This is a genomic window from Streptomyces sp. NPDC026589, assembly GCF_040638385.1.
GTDB lineage: Bacteria > Actinomycetota > Actinomycetes > Streptomycetales > Streptomycetaceae > Streptomyces.
The window spans coordinates 19,882-34,355 of record NZ_JBEZYG010000045.1; the positions used below are offsets into that span (position 1 = coordinate 19,882).

The window sequence follows — 14,474 nt, forward strand, 5'->3', positions numbered from 1 at the left end:
TCCCCACCTCCTCCGGCCGGTCCCCCGTGGGGGACGACATGTCGTCGGGACGAAGAAGAGCGACGCTTCTGCGTGCTGTCCCGACCGGCGGCCAGGCTATCAGCCGCCCAAGGCCCAATCCCGTACTTTGCCCATTCCCTACGCGATCTATGCTCGCGGCATGGCAGAAATTCTCGCTCTGGTCGAGGCCCGGCTCATCTCCGCCCTCGGGGAACCGGACGCCCGCGCCGATGTGACGTTCCTGGGCACCGACCGCATCGAGGTGCTGCGCTTCCGCGATGGTGACGTGGTGCGCTACGCGACACTCGGTATGTCCGGTCAGCCGATGGCCGACCCCACCTCCCCGCTCGCCGACCCGGTGAAGGGCCCCCGCGCCGAGCTGATCCTCTCCGTACGGGGCGGAGTCGCCGACACCGATCAGCTGCTGCGCCCGCTCGCCGTGCTGGCCGCCTCCCCGCAGGTCGAGGGGTTGATCGTGGCCGCCGGCGCCTCGCTGGACCTGGGGGAGCCGCTGTGGACCGGGGCGCCGTTCACCTCGGTGCTGGTCGCGGAGTCCGGCGGTCTGGTGGAGGACCTGGAGCTGGACGAGCCGATGGACCCGGTGCGCTTCCTGCCGCTGCTGCCGATGACACACAACGAGGCGGCCTGGAAGCGGGTGCGCGGCGCGCAGGAGCTCCAGGAGCGGTGGCTGGCGCACGGTACGGACCTGCGCGACCCGCTGCGCACGTCCGTAGTCCTGGACCAGCCCGGCCCGAGCCACGCTGCGGACGGGTGATCGTCCTTGACGCGAGGACCGGCGGGGAGGACGGTGGGTCCCTATGAGGGGCGAACCCAGTTGCCCGAAGTGCGGTGGCCGGGTCAGGGCGCCCGGTCTCTTCGCCGATGCCTGGCAGTGCTCCGTGCACGGCCAGGTCCACCCGATGCAGCCGGTCATCCCGCCGAGCGTCGAAGGTCTCGGCGTCGTGGTGCACCGCGCTCAGGTTCCCGTCTGGATGCCCTGGCCGCTCCCCGTGGGCTGGCTGTTCACCGGGGTCGCCAGCGCGGGCGATGACCGCAGCGGCGGCCGCGCGACCGCCGTGGCCTGCTCCGGGCCCGGGCCGCTGGGCGGGATGGGCGAGCTGCTGCTGGTCGCCGAGGAGCTGGGCGTCGGGCTCGGCGCGCGGTACGCCGGGATCGACGGCCCGGACCCCGGCCGCCACCTGGACGTCGACTCCGCCCCCGACGCCAAGGTCCACGCCGCCGGCCGCCCCACCCCCCTCTGGCACGTCAGGAACGCTCCGTCGGACCGCGCCGTCTTCGCGGGCGAGGCGCGGGGGCTGTGGCTGTGGGCGATCCTGTGGCCCGAGCAGTCGGGGCTGCTGATGTACGACGAGCTGGTCCTCACCGACCTGCGGGACGCCGGGGGAGAGGTGGACCTCGTCCCCTGCGGCGCACTCACCCCCCGCCTGCTCACCGCCCCCGAGGCGCCGCCCCGGCAGGCGACGGGCGAGCGGTAGCGGCGGCGAGCGCGGCCGGGCGGCGAGGGTGGCTCCGGCACCGGCCGGGAGCACGGCCGTGGGCGGCGGTGGGCCCGGCGCGCGCCGGTTATCCTTGAGCGGCCCCCCGTCCGCCCGCGAGCCCCGGAGTCAAGCGTCGTGCGCATCGACCTGCACACCCACTCCACCGCGTCGGACGGCACGGACACCCCCGCCGAGCTGGTCGCGAACGCCGCCGCCGCGGGGCTGGACGTCGTCGCGCTCACCGACCACGACACCGTGGGCGGCCACAAGCAGGCCATCGACGCGCTGCCCGAGGGGCTCACCCTCGTCACCGGCGCCGAGCTCTCCTGCCGCGTCGACGGCGTGGGCCTGCACATGCTGGCCTACCTCTTCGACCCCGCCGACGCCGAGCTGGAGCGCGCCCGGGAACTCGTCCGCGACGACCGGGTGCCGCGCGCCCAGGAGATGGTCCGCAAGCTGCGCGCCCTCGATGTCCCCATCACCTGGGAGCAGGTCGCCCGCATCGCCGGGGACGGGTCGGTCGGCCGCCCGCACGTCGCCGCCGCCCTCGTCGAACTCGGCGTCGTACCCACGGTCTCCGACGCCTTCACGCCCGACTGGCTGGGCAACGGCGGCCGGGCGTACGCGGAGAAGCACGAGTTCGACCCCTTCGAGGCGATCCGCCTGGTGAAGGCGGCGGGCGGGGTCACCGTCTTCGCCCACCCGGCCGCCGTGAAACGCGGCGCGGTGGTCCCCGAGTCCACGATCGTCGCGCTCGCCGCAGCCGGCCTCGACGGCGTCGAGGTCGACCACATGGACCACGACGAGCCCACCCGGGCCCGACTGCGCGGCCTCGCCCGCGAGCTGGGGCTGCTCACGACCGGCTCCAGCGACTACCACGGCACCCGGAAGCCCGTCGGGCTCGGCGCGTGCACCACCGACCCCGAGATCTACGGCGAGATCACCCGGCGCGCCACGGGAGCCTTCCCGGTGCCGGGAGCCGGCGGAGCCGGTTCCCGATAGAGCGTGTCCGGCGGATCACGGCCGGACAACAGCTCGCGGGCCCAGCCCACTTCCACCGCACCACCTTCCGTACTCCCCGCGCGCTCCTGTGCGTACCGCCGCGTGCCCGACACGGCGACGGCCGCCGCCCGGACCCCGCGCCCCCTCCGTACCGCCCGCTCTTCTCTCGCAAGGCTCACTGTGTTCGACGTCGCTGTCTTCGGATCCCTTTTTCTCACCCTATTTGTGATCATGGACCCGCCCGGGATCACGCCGATCTTCCTCGCGCTCACCGCGGGCCGCCCCGCCAAGGTGCAGCGCAAGATGGCGCTCCAGGCGGTCATGGTCGCGTTCGGCGTGATCGCCGTCTTCGGTCTGCTCGGTCAGCAGATCCTCGACTATCTGCATGTCTCCGTGCCCGCCCTGATGATCGCGGGCGGACTCCTGCTGCTGCTCATCGCGCTCGACCTGCTGACCGGCAAGACGGACGAGCCGACGCAGACCAAGGACGTCAACGTGGCGCTCGTGCCGCTGGGCATGCCGCTGCTGGCCGGGCCCGGCGCGATCGTCTCGGTCATCCTCGCGGTGCAGCACGCCGACGGCGTGGGCGGCCAGCTCTCGGTGTGGTCCGCGATCGTCGCCATGCACGTGGTGCTCTGGCTGGCCATGCGCTACTCGCTGGTCATCATCCGCGTGATCAAGGACGGCGGCGTGGTACTGGTGACCCGGCTCGCCGGCATGATGCTTTCCGCCATCGCCGTCCAGCAGATCATCAACGGCGTTACCCAGGTCATCCAGACCTCCTGACACCCTCCGCGCACCACAGCGCCCCCGCACGGACGTTCCGTGCGGGGGCGCTTCGTCTTTAGCGGCGCAATGCGGTGAGGCGCGGGGCCTCATCAGGGGTCATGAGCCCAGATGCGTTACGAAGCCGAACTGTCGGCCGGCCGGATGTAGAGGCGCTGGCCCGTCGCCGCGGCCTGCTGCACGATCCGGTTGACGGAGGCGGCGTCCACGACGGTGCTGTCCACGGCGGTACCGTCGACGTCGTCGAGTCGCATGATCTCGAAGCGCATAGGGCTTCCCTTCGTCTGATCCTCCTGCTGGAGAACTGCTGGCGCCGGTGGGGCGTCCCACCGGCAAGACTAGGAACGCGAGGTTTCCCTCGCGTTCCACATGGGTGACAACGGCTTGCCCCCTGCAAACATTCCCTACGCTAAGGAAATTTTTTGGATGTCTAAGTACCCGTTGGTAGTCACGCCACCACAGACCATGGGGTTCGCATGAACGAGGCGGACCCGCAGTCCTTCGGCGGAGCCGGTCTCGGCGCCCGCCTGGACCGCACCAACGAGCTGCTCCAACGCATGCTCATCGAGGTCTCCAAGACCCCGTCGACGCACGCCATCTTCGTGGACGCCGGCTATGTGTACGCCGCGGCCGGGCTGCTCGTCACCGGCACCGAGGACCGGCGCTCCTTCGACCTCGACGCCGAAGGGCTGATCGAGGCCTTCATCGACAAGGCCCGCACGATCTTCGCGGACAGCAGGCTGCTGCGCGTCTACTGGTACGACGGGGCCCGCCGCCGCATCCACACCACCGAGCAGCAGGCCATCGCCGAACTCCCCGACGTCAAGGTGCGGCTCGGCAACCTCAACGCCAACAACCAGCAGAAGGGCGTCGACTCGCTCATCCGCACCGACCTCGAATCCCTCGCCCGGCACCGAGCCATCAGCGACGCGGCGCTCGTCGGCGGCGACGAGGACCTGGTCTCGGCGGTCGAGGCCGCCCAGGGCTACGGGGCGCGGGTGCACCTCTGGGGCATCGAGGCCGCCGACGGACGCAACCAGGCCGAACCGCTGCTGTGGGAGGTCGACAGCCAGCGCACCTTCGAACTCGACTTCTGCCGCCCCTACGTCACACGGCGGCCCGTCACCACGTACGAGGACGACAGCCCGGCCCCCTCCCGGGAGGACGTCCGCTTCGTCGGCGCACAGATCGCGGCCGCCTGGCTCGCCGCGCGCGGCCGGGAGTCCCTGGCCGACCTGCTGCCCGGCCACCCCTATCTGCCGGGCTCCGTCGACCAGGACCTGCTGGTGGAGGCGGAACGCCTGCTCCAGCACTCGCTGCGCGGCCACGCGCACCTGCGACGGGCGCTCCGCGACGGCTTCTGGCAGCACCTGCAGTCGCAGTACTGACGGAAGCGGGCCGGCCGGCGGCGGCGCCTCCGAGACCGGCGGGACGCGTCGGGGAGCGCCGCCGGTGCGTCAGACGGCCGGCAGACCGTCCCAGAACGCGGCCAGCGCCTTCGCGGTCTCCGACGGGCGGGCGGTGTTGGGGGAGTGCTCGGCGCCGGCGATCGTGGTGCGGCGGGCGCCGAGACGCCGCGCCATGGAGTCGAACAGCTCCACCGGCCACACGTCGTCGCGCTCCCCGGACAGCACGTGGACGGGCAGGCCGACGGCGGCCAGCTCGTCCACCCGGTCCGGTTCGGCCGCCAGTTGGGCCCCGGTGGCGATCAACTGGGCCGGGTGGTGGGCGAGCCAGCGGTGGCGCATGTCCGCACCGTCGCCGGTGTCCGCGTCCTGCGGCGGATCGAGTGCCCGCATCGCCTCCCACACCTCGTCCATGGACAGCACGGACAACGCGTCGCTCAGCATCCTCACCTTGTCCCGCTGGGCCGCGACGACCTCGGCGGGGCCCGAGGACATCAAGGTCAGCGAGCGGAACGGGGTGGCGTCCAGCAGCACGGCGGCGCGGGCGATCTGACCGCCGAGCGAGTGCCCGAGCAGATGCAGCCGGCCGTCCCCACCGCCCAGGGCCGCCGCCTGGGCCAGCACATCGCGGGCCAACTCGGCCTGCGCGTAACTCTCCTGACGGCCCGTCCCCTTCGATTCGTACTGCCCCCGGCCGTCCACCGCGACCACCCGGTAGCCCGCCGCGCACAGCGGCTCCAGCAGCGCGATGAAGTCCTCCTTGCTGCCGGTGTATCCGGGAAGCAGCAGGGCGGTGGCCCGTTCCGGGGTACGCGGTACGGCGTCCAGGACGGCGAAATCGCCGCGCTCGGTCGCCAGGACACGGGCGCGCGCACAGGGGGGCGGGGTGAAAGTGGGCGGGCGGCTCATACGGCGAGGCTATCCCCGCCGCACCCCTCCTCGCCTCACCGGGCGGCGTCACCGGCCTCGCTGCCGCGCTACTTCCAGCGCGGGAGCTGTGCCCCGGGAGCCGTGCCCGGGAGCTGCCCCAGGAACTGTGCTCCGGGAACTGTGCCCACCGGAGCCGGTCACCGCGCCGAACGCGCTCGCCGCCGCCCGTCCCGCCCGTGGGCACGATCATTCGTTGCCGTGTCGATGGAACCCCGGTCATCTTTACCCTGTCATTACACAGGGAGTCCTCAGCGCGCCGTCCTTCGGCGCCGCTCCCTCATGGCTCCGCGCCGGAATTCTCGAATCCGGTTGCTCTTCCGCTCACCCAGGAGATACCTCATGTCCGTCCCCACCCCGGACGCCCCTTACGGCTTCGACCAACAGGGCCGCCCCTACTCCGACAAGTCGAAGGTCATCGCCGGTGTCCTCCAGATACTTCTCGGAGGTCTCGGTATCGGACGCTTCTACGTCGGGTCCATCGGTGTGGGTATCGCCCAGCTCCTCACCTTCGGTGGTCTCGGCGTCTGGGCGCTGATCGACGGCATCCTCTACCTCACCAGCAATGACCGCACCGACAAGCAGGGCCGCGTCCTCCGCAACTGATCCGGCACCGCCCGCGCGGACACCGGACGGACCTTGTCGCCTCGGGGGAACAACTCCGCCCCGTCGATCATCGGATCGACGGGGCGGAGCGCTACGTGTGGTGCGGTGTGGCCGGAGGCGTCAGCTCTCGGTCGTCGTCGCCGACGCCTTGCCCGCCGGGCGGGTGGCGCGACGGCGGCGCGGCTTCGTCTCGGCGGCGGCCTCGCTCACCACGGCCTCGGCCTCGGAGACCACGGCGGCCTCCTGGGTCGCGGTCGAGGTGACGCTGCGGGTGGCACGGCGACGGCGCGGCTTGGCGTCCGCCTCGGCGGCCGGTGCCTCGGCGGCGGGCTGCTCGACGGCTACCGCCTTGGCGGTGGCCTTCTTCGCCGCCGCCTTCGTGGCGACCTTCTCCGTGGTCTCCGCGGTCACCTCGGTCTCCGCCTTCGCCCGGGACTTCGTCGTCCTGGTCGCCCGGGCCTTCGGCTCGGCCGACGTGGCCGCGGCCTTCGGCTCCGACTTGGCCTTCGTCGTGGCGCGGGCCGGACGACGACGCGTCTTCACGTCGGGCTCCGGCTCGGCGGCCGGGGCGATCTGGAAGTCGACCTCGTCGGCCGGCTTCACGATCCGGGTGCGGCGGCGCGGCTTGAGCGCCTTCGGCTCGGCTGCCGGCTCCGCGACGCCCGCGGCGACGGCCACGGTCTGGAACTCGGCCGGGGCCGGCGTGGCCGGAGCCGCGGCGACGGGCGAGGCCGTCTCCTCGGCCACCGGCTTCACGGCGGCGCGGCTGCGACGGCGGCGCGGCTTGGTCTCCGGCACGGCCTCCGCGACCGGCTCGGCCACCGGTGCGGCCTCGATCACGGGCGCGGCCTCGATCACGGGCGCGGCCTCGGCCACCGGAGCGGGAACCACCGGAGCCTCGGCGACCGCCACGGCCGCCTCGGTGACGGCCTCGGGGGCGCTGACGCGGGTACGGCGGCGACGGCGCGGCGTACGCGGTGCGTCGTCGGAGGCCTCGGCACCGGCCGGTGCGACCGCGGCGACCGGGGAGGCCGGGGAGGTCTCCTTGGCGGGTGCGGGCACCGTCGCGGCGCCCTCCTCCGCCGCGGAGCCGCTACGGGTGCGGCGGCGCTGGCGCGGCGTACGGGTGCGGGGCTCGCGCTCCTCACGGGCGGGGGCCGGTGCGGCGGCCTTGCGGCCGCGGCCGCCGGTCTCGCCGAGGTCCTCGACCTCCTCCGCGCGCAGACCGGCACGGGTCCGCTCGGCGCGCGGCAGCACACCCTTGGTGCCCACCGGGATGCCGAGATCCTCGAAGAGGTGCGGCGAGGTGGAGTACGTCTCGGGCGGGTCCGGGAACTTCAGGTCCAGGGCCTTGTTGATCAGCTGCCAGCGCGGGATGTCGTCCCAGTCGACCAGCGTGATCGCGATGCCCTTGGCGCCCGCGCGGCCGGTGCGGCCGATGCGGTGGAGGTAGGTCTTCTCGTCCTCCGGCGACTGGTAGTTGACGACGTGGGTCACACCCTCGACGTCGATACCGCGCGCGGCGACGTCGGTGCAGACCAGCACGTCGACCTTGCCGTTGCGGAAAGCGCGCAGCGCCTGCTCGCGGGCGCCCTGGCCGAGGTCGCCGTGGACCGCGCCGGAGGCGAAGCCGCGCTTCTCCAGCTGCTCGGCGATGTCGGCCGCCGTGCGCTTCGTACGGCAGAAGACCATCGCGAGCCCGCGGCCGTCGGCCTGGAGGATGCGGGAGAGCAGCTCCGGCTTGTCCATGTTGTGGGCGCGGTAGACGTGCTGGACCGTGTTCTTCACGGTCGTGCCCTCGTCGTCGGGCGACGTGGCGTTGATGTGCGTGGGCTGCGACATGTAGCGGCGCGCGAGGCTGATGACGGCGCCGGGCATGGTGGCCGAGAACAGCATCGTCTGACGCTTGGGCGGCAGCATCGTGATGATGCGCTCGACGTCGGGCAGGAAGCCCAGGTCCAGCATCTCGTCGGCCTCGTCGAGGACGAGCCCGCGGATGTGGGAGAGGTCGAGCTTGCGCTGGCCCGCCAGGTCCAGGAGACGGCCCGGGGTGCCGACGATCACGTCGACGCCCTTCTTGAGGGCCTCGACCTGGGGTTCGTACGCCCGGCCGCCGTAGATCGCGAGAACGCGGACGTTACGGACCTTGCCGGCCGTGAGCAGGTCGTTGGTGACCTGCTGGCACAGCTCGCGGGTGGGGACGACGACGAGCGCCTGCGGCGCGTCGGTCAGCTGCTCGGGCTTGGCGCGGCCCGCCTCGACGTCGGCGGGGACGGTCACACGCTCCAGGAGCGGGAGACCGAAGCCGAGCGTCTTGCCGGTGCCGGTCTTGGCCTGGCCGATGACGTCGGAGCCGGAGAGCGCTACGGGGAGCGTCATCTCCTGGATGGGGAAGGGGGACATGATGCCGACAGCCTCAAGGGCTTCGGCCGTCTCGGAAAGAATACCGAGGTCGCGGAACGTAGTCAGGGTGCTGCCTCTTCTGTGAGACGCGGCCCGAGGCGAACGCTGGGGGTCGTACCGTGCCGGGGTTGGTCATCCGGCCGTGGATGGGCCGGGTGGCGCGGGACCACTGCCGTCGCTCGAGCGCTCGTGCCGCTGAGGGGGCCCCTCAGCTGCGGTCGTACGTGTCGTACGCACCGCGTGGAGGGCTGTCGGGTCGGAGCCGATCGGGCCACCGACCGGGCATCCTCATTCAAGGGTGCGCCTCTGGCACAGCACAGTGCTCAGTAAGCGCAATACCACTGTACCCCGGATTCGCGCATGTGTGTTGGACGAATTCATCGGAACGGTATGAGGTCCCCGGCTGACCAGGCCCTTCCGCCCTGCGCGGAGCGGGCTATCGTTCCGTTCATGGAGACGCCTGACCACGCCACTGAGACCCCCGCCGAAGCTTCCGCAGCCACCGGGATCGCCGCCCAGGACTGGGCCACCGCGGCAGCCGACCCGCAGTACCGCGCCGCGGTCGTGGACCTGCTCGGCGCCCTCGCCTACGGAGAGCTGGCGGCCTTCGAGCGGCTGGCGGAGGACGCGAAGCTCGCGCCGACACTCGGCGACAAGGCGGAGCTGGCGAAGATGGCCGCTGCCGAGTTCCACCACTTCGAGCAGCTCAACCAGCGGCTCACCGCCGTGGACGAGGACCCCACCGCCGCGATGGAGCCGTTCGCCAAGGCGCTCGACGACTTCCACCGCCAGACGGCGCCGTCCGACTGGCTGGAGGGCCTGGTCAAGGCGTACGTCGGCGATTCGATCGCGAGCGACTTCTACCGTGAGGTGGCGGCCCGGCTCGACACCGACACCCGGTCCCTGGTGCTGTCCGTGCTCGACGACACGGGCCACGGGAACTTCGCCGTGGAGAAGGTGCGCGCCGCGATCGAGGCCGACCCGCGGCTCGGCGGACGGCTCGCGCTGTGGGCGCGCCGGCTGATGGGCGAGGCGCTGTCGCAGGCCCAGCGGGTGGTCGCCGACCGCGACGCCCTCTCGACGATGCTGGTGGGCGGCGTCGCGGACGGCTTCGACCTGGCCGAGGTGGGCCGGATGTTCTCCCGCATCACCGAGGCCCACACCAAGCGGATGGCCGCGCTGGGACTGGCCGCGTAACACCCCGCTACTGGGCCGCCGCCGCCGCCGACCGGGCGAGGTGGCGGCCGCGTGGTCGGATCAGGAGCGACAGCGTCACCGCCCCGACGGACACGGCTCCGATCAGCGTCGTCAGGACATGGCCGGTACCCAGCGCGGCATGTGTCAGATACGCGCCGAACAGGGCGCCCAGCGCGCCCGTGAGATATACCGCACGGCCGGTCGGCAGTCGGTCGGCCAGTGATCGGAGCGCCGCCCAGGACAGGGCGAGTCCGAGGACGGCGGCGCCGAAGGATTCCCAGATCACAGAGGATCACCTCGCGGGGGTGTGCGGGGCGGGCAAATCGGTCGTAGGCGGTACTACCCCCAGTCCGTGAGGAGCAACCCTCCGGCGGACCGTTCCGACCCGTACGGGGCCCGGGACGGGCAGAGAGACCGGCGGACGACACAGGAGCGGCCCGGCGGGGACATCCCCGCCGGGCCGCTCCTGTGATCAACGCGTCCGGTGGACTACAGCGTCCCGAATCCCACCCGCCGGGTGGTCGGCTCACCGATCTCCACATACGCGATCCGGTCGGCCGGCACCAGGACCTTGCGGCCCTTGTCGTCCGTGAGGCTGAGCAGCTCCGCCTTGCCGCCCAGTGCCGCGGCGACCGCGCTCTCGACGTCCTCGGCGGAAAGCCCGCTCTCCAGAACGATCTCGCGGGGCGTGTGCTGCACCCCGATCTTGACCTCCACGGCTATGTCCCTCCGACGGTCAGTCCTTGCGCGGCGTACCGCGCCGTACGCAGCCACATTAGCCCGGCGGGAGCGGGGCTCAGGGCCCGACCGGCAACGCCCGCAGCGAACACGGCGTCAGGCGTCCCCCGCCGGAGGGCTCAGGTCTGCTCGGCGCCGTGCAGCGGGAAGCCCGCGATGCCCCGCCAGGCCAGCGAGGTGAGGAGCTGGACGGCCGTGTCGCGGGGGATGGTGGACCGGCTGGAGAGCCAGTAGCGCGCCACCACCTGGGAGACGCCGCCGAGGCCCACGGCCAGCAGCATGGACTCGTCCTTGGACAGGCCGGTGTCCCCGGCGATCACGTCGGAGATGGCCTCGGCGCACTGGAGGGACACCCGGTCGACCCGCTCGCGCACGGCGGGCTCGTTGGTCAGGTCGGACTCGAAGACCAGCCGGAACGCGCCGCCCTCGTCCTCCACGTACGCGAAGTAGGCGTCCATCGTCGCCTCGACGCGCAGCTTGTTGTCCGTCGTGGAGGCCAGCGCCGTGCGCACGGCCTGGAGCAGGGACTCGCAGTGCTGGTCGAGCAGGGCCAGGTAGAGCTCCAGCTTTCCGGGGAAGTGCTGGTAGAGCACCGGCTTGCTGACTCCGGCCCGCTCGGCGATGTCGTCCATCGCGGCGGAGTGGTAGCCCTGCGCGACGAAGACCTCCTGTGCGGCGCCCAGCAGCTGATTGCGCCGGGCGCGGCGGGGAAGGCGTGTACCCCGCGGGCGCGCGGCCTCTGTCTGCTCGATGGCTGTCACGCCGCCTCCCAAATATGTGTTCCAGCACAGCCGGTCCGTGCACGCTGCGCCGTACAGCCATCGTACTTTTGGGTAACCCGGCTGTGCGCGGCGCGGACGCAGAATTTCATGGACCGGACAGCTGTGGAAGCCACAGTTCTCCCCGCTCGTGAGCAAACCGGGGCGTACTACCGGTAATCGTCCTCATCCAAGGGAATCACCCTGCGCTGTTCCGCCACATCGGCCTCATTGGCGGTGTCCGGATCGACGTTCTCCGCCCGTTCGTCGTCCTCGGGCCGGACATCCGTACGCTGCTCGGCGGCGTCCGCCTCCGGGGCCTCGGGCCCCGCCGCTTCCGGTTCGGCGCTCTCGAAGGTGTCCGGGTCGCTCGGGTCGACCGTCATGTGCAGCTCCCTTCCTTCCCTCGAAGCCTAGGAGCTACCCGTCCACCCCGCGATGCGGCCTGTGACGGCGAACACATGAATGGGGGCGTGATCGTCTCGTAACATTGCCGTATGTCTTCGACCGAGCTGCCGGGTATCCAGGCCGCCGCCGCCGCGGTGGCCCCCACGGTCAGTGCCGTCCGGGTCGCCGACGGCGAACGGCTGCGCTCCGTGTCGCTGCCGGGGATCGGCCTGAACGTCCGCTGCCGGCCGGGCGACCGGACCGGGCTGCCCCCCGCGCTGTACGTGCACGGGCTCGGCGGCTCGTCGCAGAACTGGTCCGCGCTGATGCCGCTGCTGTCCGACCTGGTCGACGGCGAGGCGGTCGACCTGCCCGGATTCGGGGACTCGCCGCCGCCGGACGACGGTAATTACTCGGTGACCGGACACGCCCGTGCGGTGATCCGGCTGCTGGACGCGGAGGAGCGGGGGCCCGTCCACCTGTTCGGCAATTCGCTGGGCGGCGCCGTCGCCACCCGGGTCGCCGCGGTCCGCCCCGACCTGGTGCGCACCCTCACCCTGATCTCGCCCGCCCTGCCGGAGTGGCGGGTGCAGCGACCCGCCGTCCCGACCGGCCTCCTCGCGGCGCCGGGAGTCGCATCCCTGTTCGCCCGGCTGACGAAGGGCTGGACGGCGGAGCGGCGGACGCGCGGAGTCATGGCACTCTGTTACGGCGATCCGGCACGGGTCTCCGACGAAGCCTTCCGCAACGCGGTGGCCGAGATGGAGCGGCGGCTGGAGCTGCCGTACTTCTGGGACGCGATGACGCGTTCGGCCCGGGGCCTCGTCGACGCGTACACCCTGGGCGGCCAGCACGGACTGTGGCGCCAGGCCGAGCGGGTGCTCGCACCGACCCAGCTCGTGTACGGCGGACGGGACCAGCTCGTCTCGTACCGGATGGCACGCAGGGCGTCCGCGGCCTTCCGCGACGCCCGGCTGCTGACGCTGCCCGACGCGGGGCACGTGGCGATGATGGAGTACCCGGAGGCGGTCGCCCAGGCGTTCCGGGAACTGCTGGACGATTGCGGCGGGAGCTGATCCGGGGCGTGGGACGACACAGTCGAAAGGGCTCCGGGGCGATCCGCCCGGACGCGGCCGCGACGGAACCGGGCGGCGAGCGCGCCGCCGCGCGGCCCGCGCCCGGCGGCGGCCGGCGCAGGCGGACCGCTCCCGCGCCGACCGGTGACGGGCGGGGCCCGTTCTCCGCCGACGCCCCGCAGGTGCGCGGCGGCCACCCCGAACAGCGTGAGCAGGGCGGCGGCTGGGGCACCGGGCCGGCACCCCGCTACGACCAAGGGCCCGGCGCCCCCGCGCCCCGCAGCGCCCTCCATCCCCGTCCGCCCCACCAGGACGAGGGCCGGTACTCCGCTCCGGACACCCGACCCGCCGACGCCCGGCCGCATCCCGGCGGGCCCGCCGGGCCCCAGGACACCGCCGCCCGGCAGCAGGCCGTGGCCCGCCAGGTGTCCGCCCAGCGCGCGGCCCAGCGCGCGGCGGACGGCCGGGCGGCGCAGCAGCCGACGCCCGCCGGCTCGGTGCCGGGCCCGCGCCGGGAGTTCGTCGACGCCTTCGACGCCGACGCCCCGCCGGGCGCACCAGCCGCGCCGCCGGCCGGAACCCCGGACGGCGTGGACGACGCCGACGCCGACGCCGACGCCGACGCCGAGGCCGGGGAGCCGGACGAACGCGCCGCGAACCGGGGCGGCAAGGGGCGGACGTTCACCGGCATTGCCGCCGCCGCGGTGACCACCGTGCTCGCGGTCGTGGTGGCCGGGCAGGTCGCCGAGGACTCCGGTGACCGTGCGGCCGCCGCGCGCGCCGCCGGTGTGGAGCGGCAGGGCCCGGGCGAGGACGCCTCGCGCTCCGACGCCCGCCCGGCCCCGAAGCAGCCCTCGGTGAAGCCCGAGGTCAAACCCCTCTCGTACGCGGACAGGATGGCGCAGCCGTTTCCGCTCGCCGCGGACCTGAGGGCGAGCGGCACGTTCGAGGCGGTGCCCGGACTCGCGAAGGCCCCGGGGAAGGGACAGAAGCACCGCTACCGGGTCGATGTGGAGAAGGGACTCGGGCTCGACGCCGGCCTGTTCGCCGAAGCCGTGCAGAAGACGCTCAACGACGACCGGAGCTGGGCGCACAACGGCGCGATGACGTTCGAGCGCATCTCGTCGGGGACCCCGGACTTCGTGATCACACTCGCCAGCCCCGGGACCACCGGCGACTGGTGTGCCGAGTCCGGTCTCGACACCACGGTCGACAACGTCTCCTGCGATTCCGCCGCGACCGACCGCGTCATGATCAACGCCTATCGCTGGGCGCAGGGCGCTGCCACCTTCGGCCCGGAAAAACTGCTGTCCTACCGTCAGATGCTCATCAACCACGAGGTCGGCCACCGGCTGGGCCACAACCACGTGAGCTGCCGCACGCCCGGAGCGCTGGCCCCGGTCATGCAGCAGCAGACCAAGACCTTGAAGCTGGAAGGCGTCACGTGCAAGCCCAACCCCTGGGTGCACCCCACCGGCTGACCTCGGCACGCGTGGCCCGCAAAGGGCTGGCCCGGGCCTGACTCCCCGTAACAACCGACCGCTGTATCGCGACGGAACGCGACCGGGGCGGGAAAGTTACGACGGTTCACCCTCCCCGCGCCTGACCTCTGTTGCGAGATCATCAAATACCAATATGTGAACAGAGTGTGAGACTAAGAGATCGTCGTGACGGATGGAAGGGGCTTCC

At 72.5% G+C, this 14,474-nt stretch carries 16 protein-coding genes; 9 read left to right on the plus strand and 7 right to left on the minus strand.

What is annotated here, in order from left to right:
- Positions 1-160 precede the first annotated feature (160 nt).
- The 4 genes from AB0F29_RS39995 (at position 161) to AB0F29_RS40010 (ending at position 3,287) form a co-directional block, all read left to right on the plus strand.
- Positions 161-775 (plus strand): suppressor of fused domain protein, encoded by a 615-nt coding sequence (locus AB0F29_RS39995; protein ID WP_361883497.1) that lies wholly within the window; start codon positions 161-163, stop codon positions 773-775.
- Between the two features lie 43 nt (positions 776-818).
- Positions 819-1,496: a DUF6758 family protein gene (locus tag AB0F29_RS40000; RefSeq protein ID WP_361883500.1), complete on the plus strand. Its 678-nt coding sequence runs from the start codon at positions 819-821 to the stop codon at positions 1,494-1,496.
- A 138-nt stretch (positions 1,497-1,634) separates the two neighbouring features.
- Entirely contained in the window at positions 1,635-2,501 is an 867-nt protein-coding gene (locus tag AB0F29_RS40005; RefSeq protein ID WP_361883503.1) for a PHP domain-containing protein, read from the plus strand.
- Between the two features lie 180 nt (positions 2,502-2,681).
- Positions 2,682-3,287 (plus strand): MarC family protein, encoded by a 606-nt coding sequence (locus AB0F29_RS40010; protein ID WP_026290252.1) that lies wholly within the window; start codon positions 2,682-2,684, stop codon positions 3,285-3,287.
- A gap of 116 nt (positions 3,288-3,403) precedes the next feature.
- Here the strand turns inward: AB0F29_RS40010 and AB0F29_RS40015 are convergent, their stop codons facing one another.
- A complete protein-coding gene (locus AB0F29_RS40015) occupies positions 3,404-3,556 on the minus strand; it encodes a hypothetical protein (protein WP_097870088.1) in 153 nt (50 codons plus the stop codon).
- Positions 3,557-3,763: 207 nt separating this feature from the next.
- Between AB0F29_RS40015 and AB0F29_RS40020 the strand changes: the two genes are divergently transcribed.
- Positions 3,764-4,675 (plus strand): NYN domain-containing protein, encoded by a 912-nt coding sequence (locus AB0F29_RS40020; protein ID WP_361883508.1) that lies wholly within the window; start codon positions 3,764-3,766, stop codon positions 4,673-4,675.
- Between the two features lie 69 nt (positions 4,676-4,744).
- Here the strand turns inward: AB0F29_RS40020 and AB0F29_RS40025 are convergent, their stop codons facing one another.
- Positions 4,745-5,602, minus strand: coding sequence for an alpha/beta hydrolase (locus AB0F29_RS40025; protein WP_361883511.1), 858 nt, complete (start codon positions 5,600-5,602; stop codon positions 4,745-4,747).
- A gap of 360 nt (positions 5,603-5,962) precedes the next feature.
- Between AB0F29_RS40025 and AB0F29_RS40030 the strand changes: the two genes are divergently transcribed.
- On the plus strand, positions 5,963-6,226 hold the full coding sequence (locus AB0F29_RS40030) for a TM2 domain-containing protein (RefSeq protein ID WP_007446802.1): 264 nt from the start codon (positions 5,963-5,965) through the stop codon (positions 6,224-6,226).
- A 120-nt stretch (positions 6,227-6,346) separates the two neighbouring features.
- Here AB0F29_RS40030 and AB0F29_RS40035 read toward each other — a convergent pair whose 3' ends face one another.
- Positions 6,347-8,629 (minus strand): DEAD/DEAH box helicase, encoded by a 2,283-nt coding sequence (locus AB0F29_RS40035; RefSeq protein WP_361883514.1) that lies wholly within the window; start codon positions 8,627-8,629, stop codon positions 6,347-6,349.
- Positions 8,630-9,079: 450 nt separating this feature from the next.
- On the opposite strand from AB0F29_RS40035, the gene AB0F29_RS40040 reads away from it, so the two are divergent.
- A complete protein-coding gene (locus AB0F29_RS40040) occupies positions 9,080-9,826 on the plus strand; it encodes a ferritin-like fold-containing protein (protein ID WP_007446800.1) in 747 nt (248 codons plus the stop codon).
- 7 nt (positions 9,827-9,833) lie between these two features.
- On the opposite strand, the gene AB0F29_RS40045 is transcribed toward AB0F29_RS40040, so the two are convergent.
- From AB0F29_RS40045 to AB0F29_RS40060, 4 genes are all read right to left on the minus strand, one after another.
- Positions 9,834-10,112, minus strand: coding sequence for a hypothetical protein (locus AB0F29_RS40045; protein WP_361883517.1), 279 nt, complete (start codon positions 10,110-10,112; stop codon positions 9,834-9,836).
- Between the two features lie 203 nt (positions 10,113-10,315).
- The gene (locus AB0F29_RS40050; RefSeq protein ID WP_003966467.1) at positions 10,316-10,543 is read right to left on the minus strand and encodes a DUF3107 domain-containing protein; all 228 of its coding nucleotides are present in this window, start codon (positions 10,541-10,543) and stop codon (positions 10,316-10,318) included.
- Positions 10,544-10,683: 140 nt separating this feature from the next.
- Positions 10,684-11,325 carry a TetR/AcrR family transcriptional regulator gene (locus tag AB0F29_RS40055; RefSeq protein WP_018956316.1) on the minus strand — a complete coding sequence of 214 codons (642 nt, stop codon included), beginning with the start codon at positions 11,323-11,325 and terminating at the stop codon, positions 10,684-10,686.
- A 167-nt stretch (positions 11,326-11,492) separates the two neighbouring features.
- On the minus strand, positions 11,493-11,708 hold the full coding sequence (locus tag AB0F29_RS40060; RefSeq protein ID WP_361883521.1) for a hypothetical protein: 216 nt from the start codon (positions 11,706-11,708) through the stop codon (positions 11,493-11,495).
- Between the two features lie 111 nt (positions 11,709-11,819).
- On the opposite strand from AB0F29_RS40060, the gene AB0F29_RS40065 reads away from it, so the two are divergent.
- Positions 11,820-12,785 (plus strand): alpha/beta hydrolase, encoded by a 966-nt coding sequence (locus tag AB0F29_RS40065; RefSeq protein WP_361883524.1) that lies wholly within the window; start codon positions 11,820-11,822, stop codon positions 12,783-12,785.
- Positions 12,786-12,793: 8 nt separating this feature from the next.
- The gene (locus AB0F29_RS40070) at positions 12,794-14,266 is read left to right on the plus strand and encodes a DUF3152 domain-containing protein (protein ID WP_361883527.1); all 1,473 of its coding nucleotides are present in this window, start codon (positions 12,794-12,796) and stop codon (positions 14,264-14,266) included.
- Positions 14,267-14,474: the final 208 nt, after the last annotated feature.

Excerpts from the sequence above, each read along its gene's own strand:
- AB0F29_RS40025 (WP_361883511.1), bottom strand. The coding sequence starts at position 5,602 with ATGAGCCGCCCGCCCACTTTCACCCCGCCCCCCTGTGCGCGCGCCCGT.
- AB0F29_RS40035 (WP_361883514.1), bottom strand. The coding sequence starts at position 8,629 with ATGTCCCCCTTCCCCATCCAGGAGATGACGCTCCCCGTAGCGCTCTCC.
- AB0F29_RS40000 (WP_361883500.1), top strand. The coding sequence starts at position 819 with ATGAGGGGCGAACCCAGTTGCCCGAAGTGCGGTGGCCGGGTCAGGGCG.
- AB0F29_RS40020 (WP_361883508.1), top strand. The coding sequence starts at position 3,764 with ATGAACGAGGCGGACCCGCAGTCCTTCGGCGGAGCCGGTCTCGGCGCC.
- AB0F29_RS40065 (WP_361883524.1), top strand. The coding sequence starts at position 11,820 with ATGTCTTCGACCGAGCTGCCGGGTATCCAGGCCGCCGCCGCCGCGGTG.
- AB0F29_RS39995 (WP_361883497.1), top strand. The coding sequence starts at position 161 with ATGGCAGAAATTCTCGCTCTGGTCGAGGCCCGGCTCATCTCCGCCCTC.
- AB0F29_RS40030 (WP_007446802.1), top strand. The coding sequence starts at position 5,963 with ATGTCCGTCCCCACCCCGGACGCCCCTTACGGCTTCGACCAACAGGGC.
- AB0F29_RS40060 (WP_361883521.1), bottom strand. The coding sequence starts at position 11,708 with ATGACGGTCGACCCGAGCGACCCGGACACCTTCGAGAGCGCCGAACCG.
- AB0F29_RS40015 (WP_097870088.1), bottom strand. The coding sequence starts at position 3,556 with ATGCGCTTCGAGATCATGCGACTCGACGACGTCGACGGTACCGCCGTG.
- AB0F29_RS40040 (WP_007446800.1), top strand. The coding sequence starts at position 9,080 with ATGGAGACGCCTGACCACGCCACTGAGACCCCCGCCGAAGCTTCCGCA.